10 protein-coding genes are annotated in these 21,876 nt (G+C 61.2%); 2 read left to right on the top strand and 8 right to left on the bottom strand.

The window, feature by feature from the left end:
- The first annotated feature begins 111 nt into the window (after positions 1-111).
- The gene (locus F8N49_RS05000) at positions 112-7,215 is read left to right on the top strand and encodes a TcdA/TcdB pore-forming domain-containing protein (protein WP_151550931.1); all 7,104 of its coding nucleotides are present in this window, start codon (positions 112-114) and stop codon (positions 7,213-7,215) included.
- A 78-nt stretch (positions 7,216-7,293) separates the two neighbouring features.
- On the opposite strand, the gene F8N49_RS04995 is transcribed toward F8N49_RS05000, so the two are convergent.
- From F8N49_RS04995 to prmA, 8 genes are all read right to left on the bottom strand, one after another.
- Complete coding sequence (locus F8N49_RS04995; RefSeq protein WP_016771870.1) at positions 7,294-7,890, bottom strand: MarC family protein; 597 nt, start codon at positions 7,888-7,890, stop codon at positions 7,294-7,296.
- A 62-nt stretch (positions 7,891-7,952) separates the two neighbouring features.
- Positions 7,953-10,730, bottom strand: coding sequence for a hybrid sensor histidine kinase/response regulator (locus F8N49_RS04990; RefSeq protein WP_038861141.1), 2,778 nt, complete (start codon positions 10,728-10,730; stop codon positions 7,953-7,955).
- Positions 10,731-10,829: 99 nt separating this feature from the next.
- Positions 10,830-12,125 (bottom strand): phosphoribosylamine--glycine ligase, encoded by a 1,296-nt coding sequence (purD, locus tag F8N49_RS04985; RefSeq protein WP_151550930.1) that lies wholly within the window; start codon positions 12,123-12,125, stop codon positions 10,830-10,832.
- A gap of 168 nt (positions 12,126-12,293) precedes the next feature.
- Positions 12,294-13,901: a bifunctional phosphoribosylaminoimidazolecarboxamide formyltransferase/IMP cyclohydrolase gene (purH, locus tag F8N49_RS04980; protein ID WP_071174281.1), complete on the bottom strand. Its 1,608-nt coding sequence runs from the start codon at positions 13,899-13,901 to the stop codon at positions 12,294-12,296.
- An 83-nt stretch (positions 13,902-13,984) separates the two neighbouring features.
- The gene (fis, locus tag F8N49_RS04975; protein ID WP_002555375.1) at positions 13,985-14,305 is read right to left on the bottom strand and encodes a DNA-binding transcriptional regulator Fis; all 321 of its coding nucleotides are present in this window, start codon (positions 14,303-14,305) and stop codon (positions 13,985-13,987) included.
- The gene (dusB, locus tag F8N49_RS04970) at positions 14,302-15,312 is read right to left on the bottom strand and encodes a tRNA dihydrouridine synthase DusB (protein WP_151550929.1); all 1,011 of its coding nucleotides are present in this window, start codon (positions 15,310-15,312) and stop codon (positions 14,302-14,304) included. The genes fis and dusB overlap by 4 nt, the downstream gene beginning before the upstream one ends.
- A 184-nt stretch (positions 15,313-15,496) precedes the next feature.
- Entirely contained in the window at positions 15,497-16,756 is a 1,260-nt protein-coding gene (locus F8N49_RS04965) for a DUF3426 domain-containing protein (RefSeq protein ID WP_151550928.1), read from the bottom strand.
- A gap of 30 nt (positions 16,757-16,786) precedes the next feature.
- Positions 16,787-17,665, bottom strand: coding sequence for a 50S ribosomal protein L11 methyltransferase (gene prmA, locus F8N49_RS04960; RefSeq protein WP_071174283.1), 879 nt, complete (start codon positions 17,663-17,665; stop codon positions 16,787-16,789).
- A gap of 194 nt (positions 17,666-17,859) precedes the next feature.
- Here prmA and F8N49_RS04955 point away from each other — a divergent pair, with 194 nt between their 5' ends.
- Positions 17,860-21,813 (top strand): type III effector 1, encoded by a 3,954-nt coding sequence (locus tag F8N49_RS04955; protein WP_151550927.1) that lies wholly within the window; start codon positions 17,860-17,862, stop codon positions 21,811-21,813.
- The last annotated feature ends 63 nt before the right edge of the window (positions 21,814-21,876 follow it).

Raw genomic sequence — 21,876 nt, 5'->3', positions numbered from 1 at the left:
AGGGTGCTGTGTTCATAGCACTTGTCGAGTGTCGTTCAAATCAATTTACCGCTCTGCAGCGGCGCAAGAGTGCGCGCGTCAATGGGCCATTTAATAAACAAGGAGTGTGTAATGGCTTTGAAAAACGATTATTCGTTCGGGCGAGCGTTCGTATCTGCGCAAGAGTATTCGGTGATCTCCAGGGCGTTACGGGAGTTCTCTGCCTCGGCGCAGTACCAAGCGCTTAACGACTGTTACCGGCAAGCCAGTCAAACGACCGATCCGGTGTCGTTGTTGACCCTGGCGAGCTTGTTTCAAGAGCAACTTGCAGCGCTGCTCAAACGCAAGAAAACCCCTGTCCCGGTGGCTGTCGATGACATTGCGCGAGGGCTGCAACGTTATCTGTCACGGCTTTCGACGACCGTGGAAATGTTGTCGGGGCTGACCCGGCCGGTTCCGAAGGTCATCCATTTCGTTTGGGTTGGCGGCAGCGAAGTCGGTGTCAATCAGCGCGATTACATGAATATCTGGCGCCAGGTGATGGCGGCGGAGGGTTACCGCTTCAACCTTTGGTACGACAGCGATGCGTTGCTGGCTTTCGAGATGAACCGGGTCATTCTCGACAGTGCCAAGGCTGATGCGATGGCGTCCGGTGGCGCTGCACTCAAGCATGCCGGGCGACTGGCGACGATGATTGAAGACCGCGCACGGGTGTTGAAACAGCATATGTTCGACTACCTCAGCCAGCCGAAGTGGAAGGGGCGAACCGATGAAGCACGCATCGATCTGATGGTGCGTGCTTATGGCAAGGACCGCGCGACGCTGCAGGCTTTTCGTCAGCGCTGCCTCGACAGCCATCTGGCGATGGTTGGCGCGGATCTGCAATTACGCGATGTATCTCACGCTTTTGCCGATGACTTGCTGGCGGACGTCTACCGTCGCGAAGTGTCGATGCGTGGCAATTTCGCTGCGGCGAGCGATGTAGTGCGCTTGCAGGCGGAACTTCGTGAAGGCGGGCGTTATACCGACATGGATTATCTGCCGCCACTGCTCGACAAGTTGGGCGGTGTCGATATCAGCGATTACAGCCAGACGCAGAAAATCGGTGTTCTGCAACTTCTATTGAACAATAACCCGCAGTTGATGCCTGGACGCGATCCACAGCATTACCCCGACAGAACCGACAGTCTTCCACAACAACATAAACAACTTCTCGAGGATTTTGCTCGCAGCAAACCCGACGTGCTTGAACTGTTCGTGCCGCCACAAACCGTGGAGGCCGGCGAGAACGGCTTTCGCATGGGGCTGCAAATCGGCGAAGAAATGAATGCACATTTCATCGCCCAGCCGGGCAGCGGCATGACGATGTCGATCATGCAAGTCATTCGGCTTAATTACGACGTGCTTACTGAAGTTGAAAGACGCATGGCCAACTCGGGATCCGGGTGGGCCGACAGTGAAACCCTGACCACGGTCGCTGCGGCAGTCATTGAAGAGATGTTGGTCAGGTCGAACTTCACCAACTGGAATGAAGCTTATGCCTACCAATTGCTCAAAGCGGTTGTCAGCTATTACCAGGACGGCATTCGTAATGACTCGGGGGGTACGGTAGCGCTCACCGGCCCGGGCGCGGCCCTCGCCGGATTGCATGAATACATCGAAGCCAATTGCGATCCGTATTTCACTCGTCAGGTGCTGGCGCAACAGCGTCTGCGCGAGGGCTATAACGTCAATACCGAAGAGGAAACCATTTCCGGCTGGATCGTCAGGGGCACGGAAAAAGACTGGCTGGAGATGGAACACGCCCGCTGGGCCGAGGGCAAGCTCAAATCCCGTTATGCCGGACGCTTGTCCGACCTGCTCAGCGATCGAAGCCTGACCTTCGAGCGCGGCTGGCCCGTTGTCGAAGGCAAACCGGTGCTGTTGACCGCGGTGCTGCAACGTTTGATGGATGATCTGGGCGAGCCGTTCATTCGAGCGATGCGAGACAAGCTGAGCGGGGAGGTTACCTTCGATCAAGCCGTGGTCATCGACTTCGACACCCGCCAGCAGGTGCTGGCGCAAGGGCCTGTCGTGGTGCCGACCTCCCGTGGCGCGGATTCTGTCAGCCATCTCAACGAACTGTTCAGCCGCATCGCCCACGGCACGCTGCCGCTGGAGCAACTGAGTCCCGCGATGCGGGTCGTGCTCGGGGGGATTTTCGGCGCGACGAGCGTGGACGATGGCGGGTTCGCCGATACCTGGCAACAGGTGCGCGACCTGGCCATCGCCACCGACCGCGACGGCACTTTCGCGCGCTACGATGCGATTGAAAAAGCCGTGCGCCAGCGCCGCTCGGCGGCGTTCGAGAACGGGCTGGAACGCGACCTGCCGACGGCCTCATCGACGACCCGCGAACTCAAGGTGCAAGCCATGTCCGAGCCGCTGACGCTGCGCCAGTGGGGCGAGCGTATCGGCCAGATCAAGCGCAGCGCCCGGCAGGAGTTTCGCACGCAGATCTTGCAGCGCAGCGGCCAGGTGCGTGACGTCTTTTTCAAGGCTGGCGCGGTGTCGGTCAAGCAGTTGCCGCAGGACCTGTTGCAGCACAACGCGGGCGACCCGGGGCGCCGCTGTTATCCGCTGGTGCTGCTGATGGGCGCCGCCGTTGCCGTCGGCGAGCCGGCGGAGCGGGCGTTGGTCGGGCATGTCGCCAACGCCGGCGCGAGTCCCGACGAACTTGGCTCGCGGGCGTTGCGCAGTGCGCTGGACGAACTGCGCGCCTTGCCCACGGGCGAGGTCGGCAGCGCTCGCGGCGTGCAACGCATGGACAGCATCATGGCTGCGCTTGACGCCAGTGCGGCACCTGCGGTGCTGCTGCTCGACACCGGCGACCACGCCCTGCTGCTGGCCAAAGTGCGAACCGGTGAGCACGCGGCCTATCGCTTCTACGACCCCAACTTTGCTCTCTATGGGTTTGCCGATGGTGCGCAGTTGCAGCGTGGCGTAGAGCATTATCTGAGCGCAGACGATAACGCGCTGGCGAAGCTTTATGGTCTGGGCGATGCGGCCAATGCGCCATTCAACGTGATCGAACTGGACACCTCGGCGATCGCCGAACGCAGGCTGTCATCGGATCTGCGCGTAGACAGTTTTCTGCACAACGTTGCACTGGCCGATCCGCAGGGAGCGTCGATCTGGCACAAACAAGCGTTGGCCCGCACCCGATCTCTGGGCGAAAACGCTCGACTGGGCGCCAGTCTCGCGCAACTGGATGCACGCTACTGGGCCAGCGAGTTCGAGCAGGCGACCGAGCGCTTGCGCCTTGAGCACAAGGTGGCGGGTGATTACGTGCCCTTGTTCGACACCCTCAGAAGCAACGCCGACGGCGGCCACAGCATTACCCTGATCGATCCGCGCAATGCGCAAAACACCCTGACGGTGATCACCCGCGATTCGCGCTTTCAGAAACTCAGGCAATACGTCGAACGACTCGTGCAGGGCGGTGCGGCCAGGCCCGGGCAGACGGCTGACCACGACGGGGGCAGCCGGCTGAGTTTTGCCTTTGCGATCCAGACGCTGATCAGTGAAATGCGCCAGCGCGAGTACCGCGCTGGCGATACCGTGCCGGCGCTGACTGTTGCTCTGCAGATCCAGGTGTACGTCAGTTATGCACAGCTGGGCTTTGGTGTCGCCAGCGATGCTGTGCAGATCGTCCAGCTGGTGCGTCAGGTAGCAGCGGCCGAGCGGGCGTTGCAGCAGGGCTCATTCGCCGCACGCCTGGCAGGACAGGCCGCCACGGGGGTTGGTGTGGCATTTTCCGTGGCCAATATCGGCTTCGACATCTACAACCTGACGCAGGCAGAGAATCATGAGCAGCGAGCGCGGTTCTCCACGTCCCTGGCGTTCAACACGGCGGCGCTGGGTCTGGATCTTGTCGCCCTGGCGGCGGGCGGAACGGTGGCCGCGTTCGCCGCAGCGCTGGCTGTGCCGCTACTGGGCGTGGGGATCGGGGTGACCGCCATTGCCAGCAATCTCGGGCAGATCATGGACAAGGCTGCGGCCATCGGCGAGCACCTCTCGCAGATTCACGACGCTTATCAGCAGTCTTACGAACGCGCTGGTGCGGTCTTGCAGTTCCCCGCACTGGCCGTGATTACCGAGGTGGATCTGCACAGCAGAAGGGTGGCGTTCGAGGGGCAGAAGTTTTACCCCTGCAAGGGCAGTACGCTGGAGCTGCCGCAGTACGACGATGATCCAGCCAGGCGACATGCCGCGATCAACATCCCCAGAGCCTTTCAACGGCCTGCTGTCGGCAGCGTCTGGGGGACGTTGCCCGAGGCGCTGGTGCTGCCCTGTTCACCCGTCTGTTACTACGGCTACGAATATCAGCTCGGCAGCGCCGGGGCCGTGCCTTTTTCCACGACCCGCTATCCGCGGTTGCATGACCGCCTGGCACATCAGCTGGAATATGACGCGCTCGGTAACCGGGTGTTCTACCTGTTCAGTACGCCGTTTGCGCCGCACATACTCTACAAGCTGCATCCGGTCTTCATGGCCACGACCATCAAGGTGCAGTTGAGTGCTGAGGTCAGCCAACTGGTGGTTCCGGACCTGCCACCAGAGTGGCGCGAGAAGATTGCCTACCGGATCACCGCACCGCAGGGGCAATACCGGATTCGATTGGCGCCAGGCCTGCTGGCGGTGAATTTCGAACAAGCGCAGGGCTGGGAACGGGTGACATGGACGGTGCAAGCGTCCTGGGCCCGGGTGGAACAGGTCAGCTTTCGGGAAAAGCCACGGGACAGCATCGACAGCGCACCTGACATGCTGGTCGATGGCGTGGTGTTGAATCGTTTCGACGGTGTCATCGAGCTCGCCGAGGGACTGTTCCGGATCGACTGGACAGGCCTCAGCCTGCATCTGATCGGTGTTGTTCTCGACTACGAAAACAAAGCTGCGGATCAGCAGCGCAGCACCAACATGGCAGCCAGCGGCATCCCGGCGCCGGTTCTGCGCTATCTGCGCGCTCAGGTCACAAGCGGGCAATTGACCGCAGCGTATTTGCCGTTACGTAACTTCAGAGTGCCGTTCAATTCGCCCGGCCAGCCAGTGGTGACCACCGGCTATTACGACACTGCGCGGGATCGGGTGCTGTTCGCACGTAACCTGCCGCAGGAGGTCAACGAGGGCGTGGTTCTGGCAGGCGTCAGCGCGGGCCATGCGTGGTTTTATCATCCCGATCATCCATCGCTATGGCGGGTCGATGTGCTGACCGGCACCGTCCAGCATCGCTACCGGCTGAGAAATCCGCGTATGGGATCGACGATCATTGGCTGCCAACAACAAGCCGATGGTGCGCTGCGGATTGCGCAGAAGCTGACGGCAGAAGCGTTGCATGGCACTACCACCATCGAGTATCGGATCACCGCTCAGCATGTGGAACTGACGGCTTGCAAGATCACTTTTGCGGCAGAGGATTATCGGTTCGAACCGCGCGAAGCGCTTCGACAAATCGATGCCCCGTTCAGGCGCGAATCGCCAGACGCGCCCGCCAGCAGCGGCTGGGCTTATGCTCCGTTCATTGTCGTGGAAGGCTATGCCGGGTTGCGGCTGCGCGACCGGGCCTGGCTGAACAAGGCGACGGGCAAGTGCATTCAGGCCGGGCAGGACCGTTCCTGGCCCGAGGACTTGTTGATGCTGACGCCGTCCAATCCTGAAAACAACGCAGTGCTGTTCTATAGCCCGCAGGAGCGGACGATCAGCCGCGGCATCGAACCCCGGGTCGGGCATTGGCAGAATGTGGTGATCGAACACGATGTGGTGGAGGTCACTCAGACCAATCAGCGTTTCATCGCGACCAAGGCGGACGGCCGACTGTTCGAAATCGATATCGTCGACGTGCCGGCAGCGGCAGCGATCGACGACGCGATTGTGTTTCAGTACGGGGTACCTTCCCTTGCCCACAGAAGCGATGAGGCGTGGCTCGATCAGGCCGATAAGCCGTCGATTCTCCGCTTCGCCGGTGTCGGGCCGCGCTGGCTGCAGCGACATCCCGATTGGTTGAGCGCATTGCCCGCGCTGGCCACGAAAGCGCCGTTGCTGCCGTTGCCGATCTTCGGTTTACGTGATGTGGCAGGTCAGGCGTTCCTGGCGGCATGGTGTGTCGATGGCAGAATCGCTGTGGCTGATATCGGTCAGGGCAAGGAGCTGGCGCTGCTCGGTCTGACCCCGGATAACAGCGCGGTCTGGTTGCTTGAAATCAGCACCGGACAACTTTATCGCCAGCCGCTGGTGGCGATCGAAGCACTGCGGGGAGTGTTTGCCGAGGACCATCGCTTGCTGAAACCGCAGGCGCTCGACAGGCCTGAAAAGGTCTGGACGTCATGGACTTTTGCTGAGGTGCGACGCCAGGGTGAAGGGCTGGTCGCGCAGACCCTCGACGGGGTGCATCTGCAATTGCTGGATAACCAGCCGGCAGTGATCGTTGGCGTGGAAAATCGCTGGTCTCATGTGCCGGGTCAGAGTGATGAACAGTTACGTGCGCGCCTGCGAGCATTGTTGTACGGGCATGCCCACGCGCCTGTCGTACAAGTGGCAAGTGCAACCGGACGCTATCTGTATTACCTGCCGCAACTTGACCGGCTGTTCGATCTGGCCGGGCGCAGTGACGGACAGTGGTCGGCATTTCTCGGTACGCGCGGGTCGAAGCAGCCGATGCTGTTCGACCCGGTCGACCAGTTGATTTTCAGCGCCGGCCCGAACGACGGCGTCTGGCTGCCCGGCAGTTATGCCCATCGCGACGCCGAAGTCCTGGCGCTTGAGGTGGGTGATGACATGACAGAGATCGAGCCATTGCTGCCCGAAGGCGTCGCCAGGCTGCTGCTGGCTTACGGTGCGCAGACCTCGGGTTATCGGCTGTCGCAAGCGTCCTTCCAGCGCCTGGACTGCATCGTGGTCGATGGACGACAGGCTACAGATGCTGAAACGGCAGAACCTTGCCTGCTGGATCTGGATCTGGACGAATGCGGGCATTGGTGGATGTCACGGGTCGATGACGATGTGGTACTGACCGATCCGGACTCCGGGCACAGTCTGATCGTGCGCAATTTCGACGGACAACGCCCACTGCTAGTGATGCTGCCCATCGCCGGGCGGCCACATACCTTGACGCTGGCTCAAGGGCTGCAAGCCTTCGCCACTGCGCGCGGTGTCGAGGCCACGGTCAGCCTGACAACGGTGATCGCAGCGCTGCACTGAGGTCGCTCCGCACAGCAAAACGCCGCGAACGGTGACCGTACGCGGCGTTTAGTTGTGGCGGTTGCGCTGCGACAATGCTCAAGGCACCAGATAACCCTTCACACCGGTAAAGATGATTTGCGCTGCCAGCGCGCAAACGAACAATCCCATCAAGCGGCTGACAATCTGCAAGCCCTGATCGCCGAGAATCCGCTCGATGCGATTGGACAGGTACAGCACCACACCGACAGTGAAACTGGCCAGCGCAATACTCATGATTGCGGTGAGCTTGTCGTCCCAGTGCGGCTGGCTGACGCCCATTACCAGCAAGGCGCCGATCGTGCCGGGGCCGACCGTCAGCGGAATGGTCAGCGGCACGATGGTCACGTCCTGCTGCACATTGTCGGCCTGTACCGCCGGTTTGCCCTGAGCCATGCCCAGCGCGGAAATGAACAACACGCTGCCGGCACCGATGCGGAAGGCGTCCACGGTGATGCCGAAGACATCGAAAATAACCCGCCCGAACAAATACAGCAGAACACTGGAAATCAGTGTGGCGAGGGCGACCTTCCACGCCAGACGCCGCTGTTCCTTGCGCGAATAGCCACGGGTCAGGCTGATAAAGCAGGACAACACGAAGAACGGGCTGTAGAGCACCAGCATCTTCAGATAAACGCTGAACAACACATGGAGCATGATGCAAGCTCACTGGCGATGGAGTCGGGGGGAGTCTATCAGGCACCGGACAATCTGTCGGTTTACGACGGCTGGGTCGTGGCCCGGTTCTGCTGATCGCGTTCGGCGACCCAATGCTCGATCAGTTCACGCAGTTGCGACAGCTCGACCGGTTTGGACATGTGCCCGTCCATGCCGGCCTGGCGGGCGCGTTCTTTGTGTTCGGCGAGAATGTGCGCGGTGAGGGCGACGATCGGTGTGCGGATGCGCTGATTGCTGACTTCCCAGGCGCGCAGTTGCTGAGTGGCGGAGAAGCCATCGAGGATCGGCATTTCGCAGTCCATCAGCACCAGGTCGTAACGCTGGGCCTTCATCGCTTGCAGCGCTTCTTCGCCATTGCTCGCGGTGTCCGGTTGCAGATTGAGCTTGCCGAGCATGCCACGGATCACTTTGGTGGAAATGGTGTTGTCTTCGGCGACGAGGATGCGGAAGTCGCTCGGCACTTTCGCAGCAGTGGCCGCCGTAACGACTTGCGGCTGGAACACCACCTGGCCCTTGTTGCGTTGATTGAGTTCGTCCGCCAGCGTGGTCTTGAGCGTATAACCGGCCACCGGTTTGGCCAGAATCCGTTTGATCCCCGAATTGCGCGCAATAATCTTGCTCGGCGCGTTGCTGATGCCGGTGAGCATGATCAGCAGAATGTCGTGGTTCAGGCTCGGGTCTTCCTTGATCTTCGCTGCCAGTTGCATGCCGGTCATGCCGGGCATGTTCTGGTCGAGCAGAACCACGTCGAAGTAATCGCGCAGGTGCGCCTTGGTGCGCAGCAGCGCCAGCGCTTCCTTGCCCGACGGCACGGCGCTGACATTCAGGCCCCAGGCGCTGCATTGCTGTACCAGCACTTTGCGGCAGGTGTCGTTATCGTCGACTACCAGCACCCGCGCGCCTTGCAGCGGGCTGTCCAGATCGGATGTCGGGTGTTCGAGGCGATCCGGGTCCAGCGGCAGGGTCAGCCACAAGGTGCTGCCCTGAGTGGCGCCGCTCTTGATGCCGAACTCGCCCTGCATCAGACGGATCAGTTGGCGCGCAATCACCAGGCCGAGATTGCCGCCCAGGCGATTGGCCGAGAGAAAGTGCTTGCTGTGCAGTTCGGCGTGCAGCAGTGCTTCGCGCTCTTCCGGCTCCATCGGCACGCCGCTGTCCTGCACGGCAATGCGCAGGCGCGGTTTGCTGCTGCGCTCGTCCAGTGCAACGACGATCAGCACTTCGCCTTCTTCGGTTTTCTTCAGGGCGTTTTCCAGCAGGCTCAGCAAGGTCTGGCGCAGGCGCGTCGGATCGCCGCTGATTACCCGTGGCACTTGCGGCTGGATGAAGCTGATCAGCTCGACGTTCTGTTGCTCGGCCTTGGCCCGGTAGATGCTCAGGCAATCGTCGATCAGGGCGTTGAGGTCGAACTGCACGTCATCGAGTTCGATCTGCCCGGATTCGAGCTTGGAGATGTCGAGGATCTCATTGATCAGCGTCAGCAGTTCGTTGCCGGCGCTGTGGATGGTCTGCACGTAATCGCGTTGCTTGACCGACAGCGGCGTGCCCAGCAGCAGCTCGGTCATGCCCAGTACGCCGTTCATCGGTGTGCGGATTTCGTGGCTGATCTTGGCGAGGAATTCGGCTTTGGCGTTGATTTCGGCGTTGCTTGCCGCCAGGTCGCGGCTGATGCTGAAACGGCTTTCGGTGATGCTGCGCTGTCGCTCGCCCAAGGCAATGCTCATCAGCAGGCCGCTGATGCAGATGAACACCATCAGCGTCATGATCAGGCCTTGCGGCGTGACCAGTGTCAGCCCCAGCAGCGCCGGCAGGATAACCAGCGTGCCGATGTTGAACACGACCATGGCGGCGACGAACAGACGCGCCGGGCGGTAGCCTTTTTGCCAGTGATAGAAGCCCACCAGCAACATGCTCAGGCCGGCCAGTGCGACCAGGGCGTAGGTGATGATGTTCAGCGGCAAGGTGTTGACGAACAGCAGCAACAGGCTGCACGTGACGATCAACAGAATGTCGCCCCACAGCAGTTTGTTCAGCGCGTGCTGGCCCAGTGGCGCAAAGAAGCGCAGGGCGAACATCAAACCGGCTGGAGCCGTCAGCAGCAATGCCAGATAAGCGCCCGGCGTCTGAATGGCTTGCCAGTTCGGCAGCCACGGACCGGCGAGGTTGAGCAACAGGAACAGACTCAGCCCCAGCAGGCCCTCACAGATCGCCAGCCACAGACTGCTGCGCGAGCGCGAGTAGGCGTAACGCACCAGGTTGTGCAGCAGAAGCATGGCGAGGCAGCCGAACAGCAGGCCGAAAATCAGCGTCTGCTTCTGATCGGCGGCGCCTTCGATTGCCGCTTGCAGGGTGATGTGCGGGCGCAGCTGATGGCCGGAGACCATGCGTACGTAGACGTCCAGCGGTTTGTCGGCCTGGGGCAGCGGCAGCATGAAATCGCTGCTCGGCAATGGATGTTCGGCCTGGGGCCGTTCGTTGCCGGTATTGCGTTGCTCGATCAGCCGGTCGCCGTCGAGCACGTAGAGATTGAGTTGGGACAGGTCGGGGGCAAAGATGCGCAGCACTTGTTCGTGCTTGCCCGGCGCCAGTTTGAAGCGCAGCCACAGGGCGCCGTCGGGTTCGGCCGCAGTCAGGCGGTCAAGCTCGATGGGACTGAATTGATTGGTGTAGCGAGCGGAGCGGATGTCGCTCAGTTGCAGGATGCCCTGGTCGTCAAGCAATACCGACCAGCCACTGCCTTGCGCGGCCTGGGCCGGGAGCATGCAGAGCAAGGTCATCAGCGTGACGGTGAAGCTTATGGCAATCCTGAGCCAGCGCACGGCGAAATCCCTTCGTAGGTTGATGCCAGAATATAACGATGCGCGACGACCGAACAGCCCGGCGAGGAATGGCATCCCGCGCCGGGCCTGATGGATCGCTTACTCCTGGGTTTCGCCGCGTTCACGGGCAATGGCGCGGTAGCCGATGTCCTTGCGGTAGAAGCAGCCTTCCCAGTCGATGGCAGCGGCAAGTTTGTAGGCCTGCTGCTGAGCTTCACCGACGGTGGCGCCCATGGCAGTGGCACACAGTACACGACCACCGGCAGTAACGACCTGACCGTCCTTCAACGCGGTGCCGGCGTGGAAGACTTTGCCTTCCAGACCTGCCGCCGCGTCCAGACCGTTGATCGCTGCGCCTTTGGCGTAGTCGCCCGGGTAGCCGCCTGCAGCCAGCACGATGCCAACGCTCGGACGCGGATCCCACTGTGCTTCGATCTTGTCCAGCGCTTGCGCCAATGCGGCTTCGACCAGCAGCACCAGGCTCGATTGCAGACGCAGCATCACCGGTTGGGTTTCCGGATCGCCGAAGCGGCAGTTGAACTCGATAACCTTCGGATTGCCGGCCTTGTCGATCATCAGACCGGCATAGAGGAAACCAGTGTAGACGTTGCCTTCGTCGGCCATGCCGCGCACGGTCGGCCAGATCACCTGGTCCATCACGCGCTGATGCACGTCGGCGGTGACCACCGGGGCAGGGGAGTAGGCACCCATGCCACCGGTGTTCGGGCCGCTGTCGCCGTCGCCGACGCGTTTGTGGTCCTGGCTGGTGGCCATCGGCAGCACGTTCTTGCCGTCGACCATGACGATAAACGAAGCTTCTTCGCCGTCGAGGAACTCTTCGATCACCACACGCGAACCGGCATCGCCAAACGAGTTGCCGGCGAGCATGTCACGCACGGCGTCTTCGGCTTCGGCCAGGGTCATGGCGACGATTACGCCTTTGCCGGCAGCGAGGCCATCGGCCTTGATCACGATCGGCGCGCCTTTCTCACGCAGATAAGCCAGGGCCGGCTCGATCTCGGTGAAGTTCTGGTAATCGGCGGTCGGGATCTTATGGCGCGCGAGGAAATCCTTGGTGAAGGCTTTCGAGCCTTCCAGTTGCGCAGCACCGGCGGTCGGACCGAAGCAGTCCAGGCCACGGGAGCGGAACAGATCGACCACGCCAGCCACCAGCGGCACTTCCGGGCCGACGATGGTCAGGGAAACGTTTTTCTCGGCGAAGTCAGCCAGTTGCTCCAGCGCCAGCACGTCGATGGCGACGTTCTCGCACTTGGCTTCAGTGGCAGTGCCAGCGTTGCCCGGTGCAACGAAAACCTTCTGCACACGCGGATCCTGAGCCACTTTCCAGGCCAGAGCGTGTTCACGGCCACCGCTGCCAATGATCAAAACATTCAAAGAGAGACTCCTTCGGAGAAAGCTGCAAGCTACAAGCTGCAAGTAAGAGCGACTGCGTGGCGCTCAATTACAGCTTACGGCTTTGAATTAATAAGGCTGCAAGCTGCAAGAAGGAGCGACACCTGTCTGCTCTTTCTTGCAGCTTGCAGCTTGAAACTTGCGGCTGCTTCAATGACGGAAGTGGCGCATGCCGGTGAATACCATTGCGATGCCGGCTTCATCAGCAGCAGCAATCACTTCGTTGTCACGCATCGAGCCGCCCGGCTGGATCACCGCAGTGATGCCGACCTTGGCCGCATTGTCCAGACCGTCGCGGAACGGGAAGAATGCATCGGACGCCATGACCGAACCGGCCACCTGCAAACCGGCGTGCTCAGCCTTGATCGCAGCGATACGCGCTGAGTTGACGCGGCTCATCTGGCCGGCGCCGACACCGATGGTCTGGCGATTCTTGGCGTAGACAATGGCATTGGATTTGACGTATTTGGCGACTTTCCAGGCGAAGATCAGGTCGTGGATTTCCTGTTCGGTCGGCGCGCGCTTGGTCACCACTTTCAGGTCATCGGCGCTGATCATGCCGATATCGCGGCTCTGCACCAGCAGGCCACCGTTGACGCGCTTGTAATCCCAGGCAGCGGCGCGCTCAGCCGACCACTCGCCGCAGGCCAGCAGGCGTACGTTGGCTTTGGCGGCAACAATGGCACGAGCTTCTTCGCTGACCGATGGGGCGATGATCACTTCAACGAACTGACGCTCGACGATCGCTTTGGCGGTCTCGGCATCCAGTTCACGGTTGAAGGCGATGATGCCGCCGAACGCCGATTCGGTGTCGGTGGCGTAGGCCAGTTCGTAAGCCTGGCGGATGCCGCCTTCGGCGTCCGGGCTGACCGCCACGCCGCACGGGTTGGCGTGCTTGACGATCACGCAGGCTGGCTTGACGAAGCTCTTCACGCACTCCAGCGCAGCGTCGGTGTCGGCGACGTTGTTGTACGACAGTTCTTTGCCTTGCAGTTGGGTCGCGGTGGCGATGCCGACTTCGGCAGGCTTGGCTTCCACGTAGAACGCCGCGCTCTGGTGCGGGTTTTCGCCGTAGCGCATTTCCTGAGCCTTGATGAACTGGCTGTTGAAGGTGCGCGGGAATTCGCTGCGACCTTCAGTGCTCAAGGTTTCAGCGGCCTGGTTCACGGTGCCCATGTAGTTGGCGATCATGCCGTCATAGGCGGCGGTGTGTTCGAAGGCCTTGAGCATCAGGTCGAAACGCTGAGCGTAGGTCAGGCCGCCGGCCTTGAGGTTTTCCAGGACGTTGGCGTAATCGCTGGCATTCACCACGATGGCCACGTCTTTATGGTTTTTCGCTGCCGAACGGACCATGGTCGGCCCGCCGATATCGATGTTCTCGATGGCGGTCGGCAGGTCGCAGCCTGGCTTGTTGATGGTCGCTTCGAACGGGTACAGGTTGACCGCTACCAGATCGATCGGCTTGATGCCGTGCTCGTTCATGATCGCATCGTCAGTACCGCGACGACCGAGGATACCGCCGTGGATTTTCGGGTGCAGGGTTTTCACCCGACCGTCCATCATCTCGGCGAAACCGGTGTAATCCGCGACTTCCACTGCGGCAACGCCGTTGTCACGCAGCAGCTTGAACGTTCCGCCGGTGGAGAGGATCTCGACGCCCAGAGCTTCGAGCTCCTTGGCGAATTCGAGGATCCCGGTCTTGTCGGAAACGCTGATCAAGGCGCGGCGGATCGGCAGGCGGGTAGTCTGGTCGGTCATCTCAATTTCCATCAAAAGCAAAGGAAGTCAGCAAAAAAGGCGACCGTTTTTTACGCGGGCGCCTTTCTGGTTTGATTGAATGCTTACAGCAGATCGTACTGCTTGAGTTTCTTGCGCAGCGTGCCGCGGTTCAGTCCCAGCAGCTCACTGGCCTTGGTCTGGTTGCCCTTGACGTAGTTCATCACGCTTTCGAGCAGGGGCGCCTCGACTTCGGACAGCACCAGGTTGTACACATCCGTGACGGACGCGCCCTCAAGGTGGGCGAAATAATTGTGCAGCGCCTTCTCGACACTCCCGCGAAGGGTCTGACCTTCTTCGCTCGGCGTGTTGAGGTGCTGTTTCAAATTCACGTTGTCGCTCACGGGTGTTGTTCCACTCACTAAAGTCTCGGTCATCATCGTCATGCGGCCACCCCTTCTTCGTCCCCTGTCAGGCTCTTGTAACGCTCGGCGAAGAACTCCCGAACGTCGGCGCATTGTGTTTCCGTACCATCCAAACGATTGAAACGGGCGCGAAACTCCCTGGCGCCCGGCAAGGTTGCGAGATACCAGCCCACATGCTTGCGGGCAATGCGCACGCCCATCACGTCGCCATAGAAGGCGTGAAGGGCAGCCAGATGCTCCAGCAGGATGCGTTCCACTTCGCTCAGTTCCGGCGCGGGCAATTTCTCGCCGGTGCGCAGGAAGTGATCGATCTCGCGAAAAATCCATGGCCGCCCTTGAGCGGCACGGCCTATCAGCAGGCCATCGGCACCGGTCGCATCAAGCACGTATCGGGCCTTTTCCGGCGAATCGATATCGCCATTGGCAAACACCGGGATCGACACCGCCCGCTTGATCGCGGCAATCGTGTCGTACTCGGCTTCCCCTGTGTACAGATCGGCGCGCGTACGGCCATGTACGGCCAGCGCTGTGATCCCGGCCTGTTCGGCGATCTTCGCCACGTTCAGACCGTTCTTGTTCTCGCGATCCCAGCCCGTGCGGATCTTCAGGGTGACCGGCACATCAACCGCGGCCACTACGGCCTGCAGGATCTCGGTCACCAGTGCTTCGTCTTTCAGCAACGCGGAGCCGGCGGCCTTGTTGCAGACCTTCTTGGCCGGGCAACCCATGTTGATATCGATAATCTGTGCGCCCAGTTCGACGTTGGCCCGTGCCGCATCGGCCAGCATCTGCGCGTCGCCACCGGCAATCTGCACCGAGCGCGGCTCGGGATCGCCTTCGTGGATCATGCGCATGCGCGACTTGCGGGTATTCCACAGGCTCATGTCGCTGGTGACCATTTCCGAGACTACAAGCCCTGCGCCCAGACGCTTGCACAGCTGACGAAAGGGCTGGTCGGTGACGCCCGCCATCGGGGCGAGAATCAAACCGTTCTGCAATGTATATGGGCCGATGCGTACCGCCGACATAGGACTTCCCTGAAGTGGGGCCGGATCATGAGAGTTCGAAAAAGGGTGGGCATGATACCCGCTCTCGATGACTGGTTAAAGGCTGAATTGAACAAAATCTGAACAGTTATTCTGTTATCGCCAACGGTTTGGTCGGCCGCGATCAGTCAGAAAAATGCCGTCAATCCGGAAACGCTGAAGCGGTTCATTCCGGTGAGTGGAAGTTCAGGCTGTAATTCACCGCTTTCGGCCCCGGATCGAGAATATCCAGAGCGATGTGGATCGGCGTCTGCGGCGGCATTTCCGCGAGGCCTTCGAGATCGCCGCTCAGATACTCGCCGGGTTTGAAGCGACGACTGGCGATCAGATGACCGTTGAGGTCGGCAAAACGCAGTTCGAGCAAGGGGAACGGCTGGGAAAACGTCGCCCGGTTGTAAATGATCGCATCGACCACCAGCGCCCCGCTGAACTCGGGATGGCTGCGCACCACCAGGTTGCTGCTCTTGATTTTGCCGATATCGACTTTCGACGGCACGGTGCAGCCGATCTGCGGGCAGATCTGCTGGAACCATGGTCGGTATTGATCCTGCCGCGCCAGTTCCTCGAAATGATAGGAGATGTACTGAGCGGCAAGACCGCCGGCGGCCAGCAGCACCAGCACCAGCCACAGCAGGCGCCGGCCCCAAGGCGAACGGCGTTGCTGCCAGTCCAGTTGCAGCGGGTCGTCGGTCAGATCCTGCAGGACCTCGGCGCGCACGCCGGGCTCGGCCCGTTCGCGTTTTTTGCGCGGCGAAGTGATCAACGGCAGATCGTCGTCATCGCTGTCGTCGCTGGCCGAGAAGCGTTCGCGGCGGGCGGCCGGGTCAATCGGATCGTGCAGGCGCAGTTGCGGGATCGGCGGCTCGTCATCCAGATCCACCGGTTCGAGTGATAACGAGGGTTCGGTGCGCTCGGGTTCGAGGGTTTCGATGCCGTCGATATCCGGCTCGACATCCGGCGCTACGCTGCGCTCATCCGCAGGCTCGCTGAACAGGCTGTCAGGCCATGTGCCTTCGTCCGGTTCCGGGCTGTCGCGCCGGGCGCTCAAGGATTCTTCGCGGGTACGGCCGAATTCGGCGGCTGGTTGGATTTCACGCTGTTCGAGGCGGGCGAGTTCTTCGTCCAGATCGAGGCTGTCCAGATCCAGTTCCGACGCGCTCCATTGCTTCTGGCTGATGGCGCGCGGTGCGGGGATCTGTTCGACGACCGCAGAATCGCTGACAGGCGCGGGCGCTTCAGGCAGCGCTGGTGCGAGCGGCGTCACCGTGTCCTTGCCGGAATGTTGCTCGAGCAGCTGCTTGGCGGCATTGAACACTTGCAGGCAGGAGCCGCAACGAACCACGCCGCGCGCCACGCTCAACTGAGCATGGTTGACGCGGAAACTGGTCTGGCAATGCGGGCATTGGGTGACGAAACTGTCGGTCATGCGGCGATCCGGTTCAGGCAAGCGGTCATTTTAGCGCCGACGCCCGGTGATGCGCACCCAGCCGTCGCGATTGGCGATCGGGTCGAGCTCGAAGTCATGCGCATAAGCTGCCGCTACTTCTTCGCCCTGCTCGGCGAGGATGCCCGACAGCGCCAGGCGCCCACCGCTCTTGACCAGGCTGGACAGTTGCGGTGCCAGCGACACCAGCGGGCCGGCGAGAATGTTGGCCACCAGCACGTCGGCCGGAACCGGCGGCAGATCCTCGGGCAGGTACAGCGGGAACAGCTCATCGGCAATGTTGTTGCGCCCGGCGTTGTCGCGCGAGGCTTCCAGCGCTTGCACGTCGATGTCGGTGCCCACGGCTTCCTTGGCACCGAGCAGCAGGGCGGCAATCGCCAGAATCCCCGAGCCACAGCCGAAGTCGAGCACGTGGCAGTCTTTCAGATCCTGGCCGTCGAGCCATTCCAGGCACAGCGCGGTGGTCGGGTGGGTGCCGGTGCCGAACGCCAGGCCCGGGTCCAGCAGCAGATTGACTGCGTCAGGCTCGGGTGCGGCGTGCCAGCTCGGCACGATCCACAGACGCTGGCCGAAACGCATCGGCTCGAAACCGTCCATCCAGCTGCGTTCCCAGTCCTGATCTTCGATCACTTCGCTGTGATGTTCGGGCAACGGGCTGCCGGTCAGCAACTCCAGGTGGGCCAGCACCGGTTCCGGTTCGGTACCGCCTTCGAACAGCGCCAGCAAGTGGGTGTGCGACCACAGCGGCGTGGTGTTGAGTTCCGGTTCGAAGATCGGCTGGTCTTCGGCGTCCATGAAAGTCACCGACACGGCGCCGACTTCGAGGAATGCGTCCTCGTAGGTTTCGGCTTGTTCCGGGGTGATGGCGAGACGGACTTGCAGCCAAGGCATGGCGGGCACCTTTGAAAATCTGTGGGGCAGCCCGAAGCTGCAAAAGCGCGCAGTTTACGCCAGGTCGCCGGCAAAGTGGACACACCGCTTGGCTGTTACACATTCGCGGCCGCGATATACATATGTATGGCCTGAGCACTTTTGTCGGCAAATAGAGTGAGCGCTCATCTCTACGCAACAAAAGGCTGGACGACATGGCGGATCAACAAGGAACTGTAGAAGAAAAACCACCGATGGCCGCTGCGTCTACGGGGTCGGTGCAGGAGATCCTGCTGCGCATCACGCGCTGGCAGGTGATGATCGACAAGCGCTTGAACAGCCAGATGACGTTGCTCGAGGCGCTGGAGCACTTCGCATTGACTGAACTGCGCAGGCATTACCCGGACGGTCATTTCGCCCCGGGCTTTGTGGTTGCCCTGCTTGACGCCATTCTGCAAAAGCTTATCGACGGCCGGCCAGTCATGTTCCTGGCGCTCCAGGACGCGCCATTTCGCTGGCCTGGAGGTGCCGATCCCGGTTTGCCGTCCAGCCGTCATGAGCATGTGATCCGGACGGTGGATAGCGTTTCGTTGCACTTTCTCGACCAGTATAAAAAATACCTGCGAGAACATTGGGCGACAAAAGGGCGAGAGGCGTTGTTCGATCGCCTGATCAAACGCAAGCTGCGGCGCTATATCAAGGACATCGAGTTGCTGTTGCGCCGTGACCAACTGGCTGGCCTGACACTGGATCAATTACGCAGCAAAATCGACCGGGTTCAGGCCCGCAGCACGCGTCGGTACCGATTGACCGCCCTGGCAACCGGTGCAGAAAAAAAGATTCTCGAGGCGCATTCCTTTGCGCAACTGCCGTCATGGATGAAGGCGCTGAAGGAGCCGGATCGCGCCTTGTTGCGTGATTATCAGGAGCAGACCTCACTGGCCCAGGCAGCACTTGATGACCTGCTGCTGGGCTACGGCTCGTTGCGCGACTTTGCCCGCCAGCAGGCCATCGAATACATTCAGCTCAAGCTCGACATGACGGTTGAACCGGACCGGATCGACGTGCGGCTCAGATGGCGCTCGGCGGTCGGTGAGCCGACCCACAATCGCAGCCTCAGTGACCTGCTGGCATGCGGGCCGATCGGGCAGGACTTCGCAGCGGTACTGGAGATCAGCAGTCCTGCGCCATTGCGCAACCAGTCACTGAAGCCGACATTCATTGTCGACATGCTGGCGCAACAGGATTATCCGGCGGATTACCTGCGCGTTCTCGCCGAACAGTACGAGCGTATAGAGGTGCAAAAGGCACTTGTCGACTGGTTTGCCGCACGGCTTCGGCAGAGCGCATTCGTCGCGCGCTGCGCAGCTCATCTGTCGGACTCCGACCATGAGCGTCTGGAGCAGATGTGGTCTGGGCAAACCACAAAGAAACCGTTGCAAGTGGCCGCATTGACACTGCCCAACGGCATGCAATGCGCCGATCTTCTGGTGTTCTACCAGGCAGAGACTGAGCAAGCGGTGAATAACCTGGTGCTGTACGCGCCCAACAAGCCGGACGGTCAGGAGTGGGTCCGGTTGCCTTCGATCGCGGCGTTGACCGGCGAAGTATGGAGCTGGACGCAGAGCGAATCCGGTCGTGAGTATCTGTTGCAGCAGCTTTCGCCGGCTGCACATCACCCTGCACGGGATTATCTGTTGGCCGCTGCGGCCAGCCCCGCTCTCTGGGGCATGCAGAGTGACCTTCGCCGAGCGCCCCTGCCGTTCACCGAATGCGTCGAAGCCGCTGCAAAAATGGGCCTGGCAAACAACCTGCAGCGGGTCGAGCAGGACAACTCGCTGCGCTGGTACACGACGCTCGGGCTCGAAGCTCGCCGGCGCATCAGCAGCCTCAATCAGGAACTGATCGTTCATCAGCAGGTGTTCAACGAGCTGCTGGGCGGTTTCGAGGTTTTCGTCGATTTCGCCAGGCGCACGGTTGCCGCAGCGATCACGCCCTATATGCGCAGCAAGAACGTGCTGGAACCGGTCGATCCGGCCACTGTGTTGATCGATTACAACCCTGGCGTCGCTGACCGCAGGAAGCAGCAGGTAGCCACGCTGCTCGACCTGGCCATTCACGGCTACGATGACAACTCCGGCATCGAACATCCGAAAAGAGGCGTGCGATCGTCGGTTGGCCAGGATCTGAGCCAGGTGCGCAGCGCCGATCTGGCGCTGTATCTGCGCCGGGCGTGGCTGGGTGAAAAATACGCCAGCGAGATCCGTGGCAAATATCTCGACCCGCGTGATGCTGCCTACGAACCGCGTCGCTTTGCCTACCGCAACGTATTGCTGTCAAAGATGGACCGTGATTTGCGCGTGGCCAGAAGTCAGGCGCGATTGAGCGACGCGGTGTATTCAGCGCTGGTCCGTCAGGTCTCTCTGTTGAGCCAGGTGCCAGCGCCGGATACGCATTTTCCCGGCGCCAGCATGGTTGAAAGTGACGGCGTGTTCAGGTTCACCGTGCGCCATCACGTCGTGCTCGGGGTTTATGTCCTGACCTCGTTCAACCCCGAGCCGTCCTGGTGGCTGTACACGCCTGATGCGCCCGACGGCATTGTGGTGCGTGCGTATCAGTCACTGTTCGGCGACATCGCCGGCGCTTTGCATGACTACTTGATGGCGCGTACGCCGGTTGCCGCGCGCAGCATCGTGTCGCGCACCCTGTATGCGATTGCGGCAAAAAAACAACGCGTCGATACGCTGTACGAAGCGCAGCGCCTGATTGACGCGCGCAGCGAGTTCAACGCGTACATCGAGCGCGCGGTCACGGATGTGCAGGACATCACCACCAGCCGCGCGCAAATGATCGAACGCCAAGTGGTCAAGGGGCTGATGTTTGCAGCTGCACCGTTTTGCATGGTGTTCCCTCCGTTTGCCTTGCTGCTCGATGTCGTGTTCATCGCCGTCAGCGCCGGTCAGGCGGTCGCTGCGCATCTGGAGGGTGACGTCGATGGCGCGCTCGGCCACTGGCTGGAGGCGTCGTGGGGCGCGTTGTTCGCTATGGTCGGCGCCGGCAGTGCGATCAAGTGGCTGGGCGGTGCGGCCAGAAGTCTGAAGCACACCATGCGGCCGGTCTCGTTGTTGTCAGAGCGTCTGAACACCGTGGCTCCGCTGCGCAGGGAAGCGCTGCCGGCGATCCGGGAAGTACGCTTCCATGCCAGGCAGGCCGTCAGCAAGGCGCCCGAGCGTTTGCAAAAGGTGACCGAAGAAGGCGTCTTTTTCGGCACCTGGCGCAGCCCGCCCAGCGCTGCACAGCCGCAACCGGCCTATTACATTCGCAACAGAGGCAAGTATTTCCTGGTCAGGGAAAATCCGCATTTTGGTGGGCTGAGCCTGGTGGATGCCCGTCGCCCGACCGCCATCTATCAGCAACCGATTCGGCTTGCTCCGGGGGGCAAGTGGACACACGCCAGGGTCGGGCTCACGGGTGGCAACGTGCGCAACCTTGGGCGCGTGAGCGATTTGAATGATGCTTTTCCTGGAGGTGTCGAGCCCGTGCTGAACCGCGGCGCGCTGCAGGGCGAAGCGGTGGTGGCGCATTTTCGTCCGGGATCGCCAGATAACTACCTGTTTTCGTTGAATGCGCAGAGTTGCGTCATCGCCTCGCTGTATAACCCGACGACAAGGGTGGGGGCGGTCATTCATTTTGATCACAATATTCGCCCGTTGATCGAGCGAAGTGTCACGCAGGTGCTGGAGCGTCTGGGGGGCGCACCGCAGAACATTCGCGCCACGCTGGTGGGTGGCGACTGGCTGTCGGCGGGCGCTGACATCGGCAGTCCGGTCAGGCGCGTGTTGCGCGAACAGGGCCTGCAGCCGACCTGGGATTACTGGTCGTACTCGTCGTGCCTGGGCAACAGCTATGGCGTGGTGCTGAATCTGAGCAATGGAGTCTCGAGAGTGTTCAAGCATTCCCCTGGTCAGATTGGCAGGCTGTACGACCCGCTTATCGCCAGATCGAGCTATGCCAAGGACGGGCTCTCGGTACGTGCCCGACACTTTACGAGACGGTTCACCCGCAGGCCGTTACATGAAAACGCCGCAGGAGCGGTGGTCGATGATGCCGGCCTGCGGGCATCTGCCGCAATGGTCGAGCAGCAGGCGTTCTCCACGGTAATGCTCTGATGGGTTTGTTGCAGGCATAAAAAAACCCGATCCGCAGGGATCGGGTTTTTCATGCCGCTTCAG

It is taken from the genome of Pseudomonas sp. GXM4 (genome assembly GCF_008923895.1).
In the GTDB taxonomy this organism is placed as follows: Bacteria; Pseudomonadota; Gammaproteobacteria; order Pseudomonadales; family Pseudomonadaceae; genus Aquipseudomonas; species Aquipseudomonas atacamensis.
Note: the sequence above shows the minus strand (reverse complement) of the source record. Positions and strands in the feature narration are given on the sequence as shown.

What these genes read in the sequence shown, in the direction of transcription:
- F8N49_RS05000 (WP_151550931.1), top strand. Translation starts at nt 112, where the DNA reads ATGGCTTTGAAAAACGATTATTCGTTCGGGCGAGCGTTCGTATCTGCG.
- F8N49_RS04995 (WP_016771870.1), bottom strand. Translation starts at nt 7,890, where the DNA reads ATGCTCCATGTGTTGTTCAGCGTTTATCTGAAGATGCTGGTGCTCTAC.
- purH (WP_071174281.1), bottom strand. Translation starts at nt 13,901, where the DNA reads ATGACCGACCAGACTACCCGCCTGCCGATCCGCCGCGCCTTGATCAGC.
- fis (WP_002555375.1), bottom strand. Translation starts at nt 14,305, where the DNA reads ATGACGATGATGACCGAGACTTTAGTGAGTGGAACAACACCCGTGAGC.
- dusB (WP_151550929.1), bottom strand. Translation starts at nt 15,312, where the DNA reads ATGTCGGCGGTACGCATCGGCCCATATACATTGCAGAACGGTTTGATT.
- F8N49_RS04965 (WP_151550928.1), bottom strand. Translation starts at nt 16,756, where the DNA reads ATGACCGACAGTTTCGTCACCCAATGCCCGCATTGCCAGACCAGTTTC.
- prmA (WP_071174283.1), bottom strand. Translation starts at nt 17,665, where the DNA reads ATGCCTTGGCTGCAAGTCCGTCTCGCCATCACCCCGGAACAAGCCGAA.
- F8N49_RS04955 (WP_151550927.1), top strand. Translation starts at nt 17,860, where the DNA reads ATGGCGGATCAACAAGGAACTGTAGAAGAAAAACCACCGATGGCCGCT.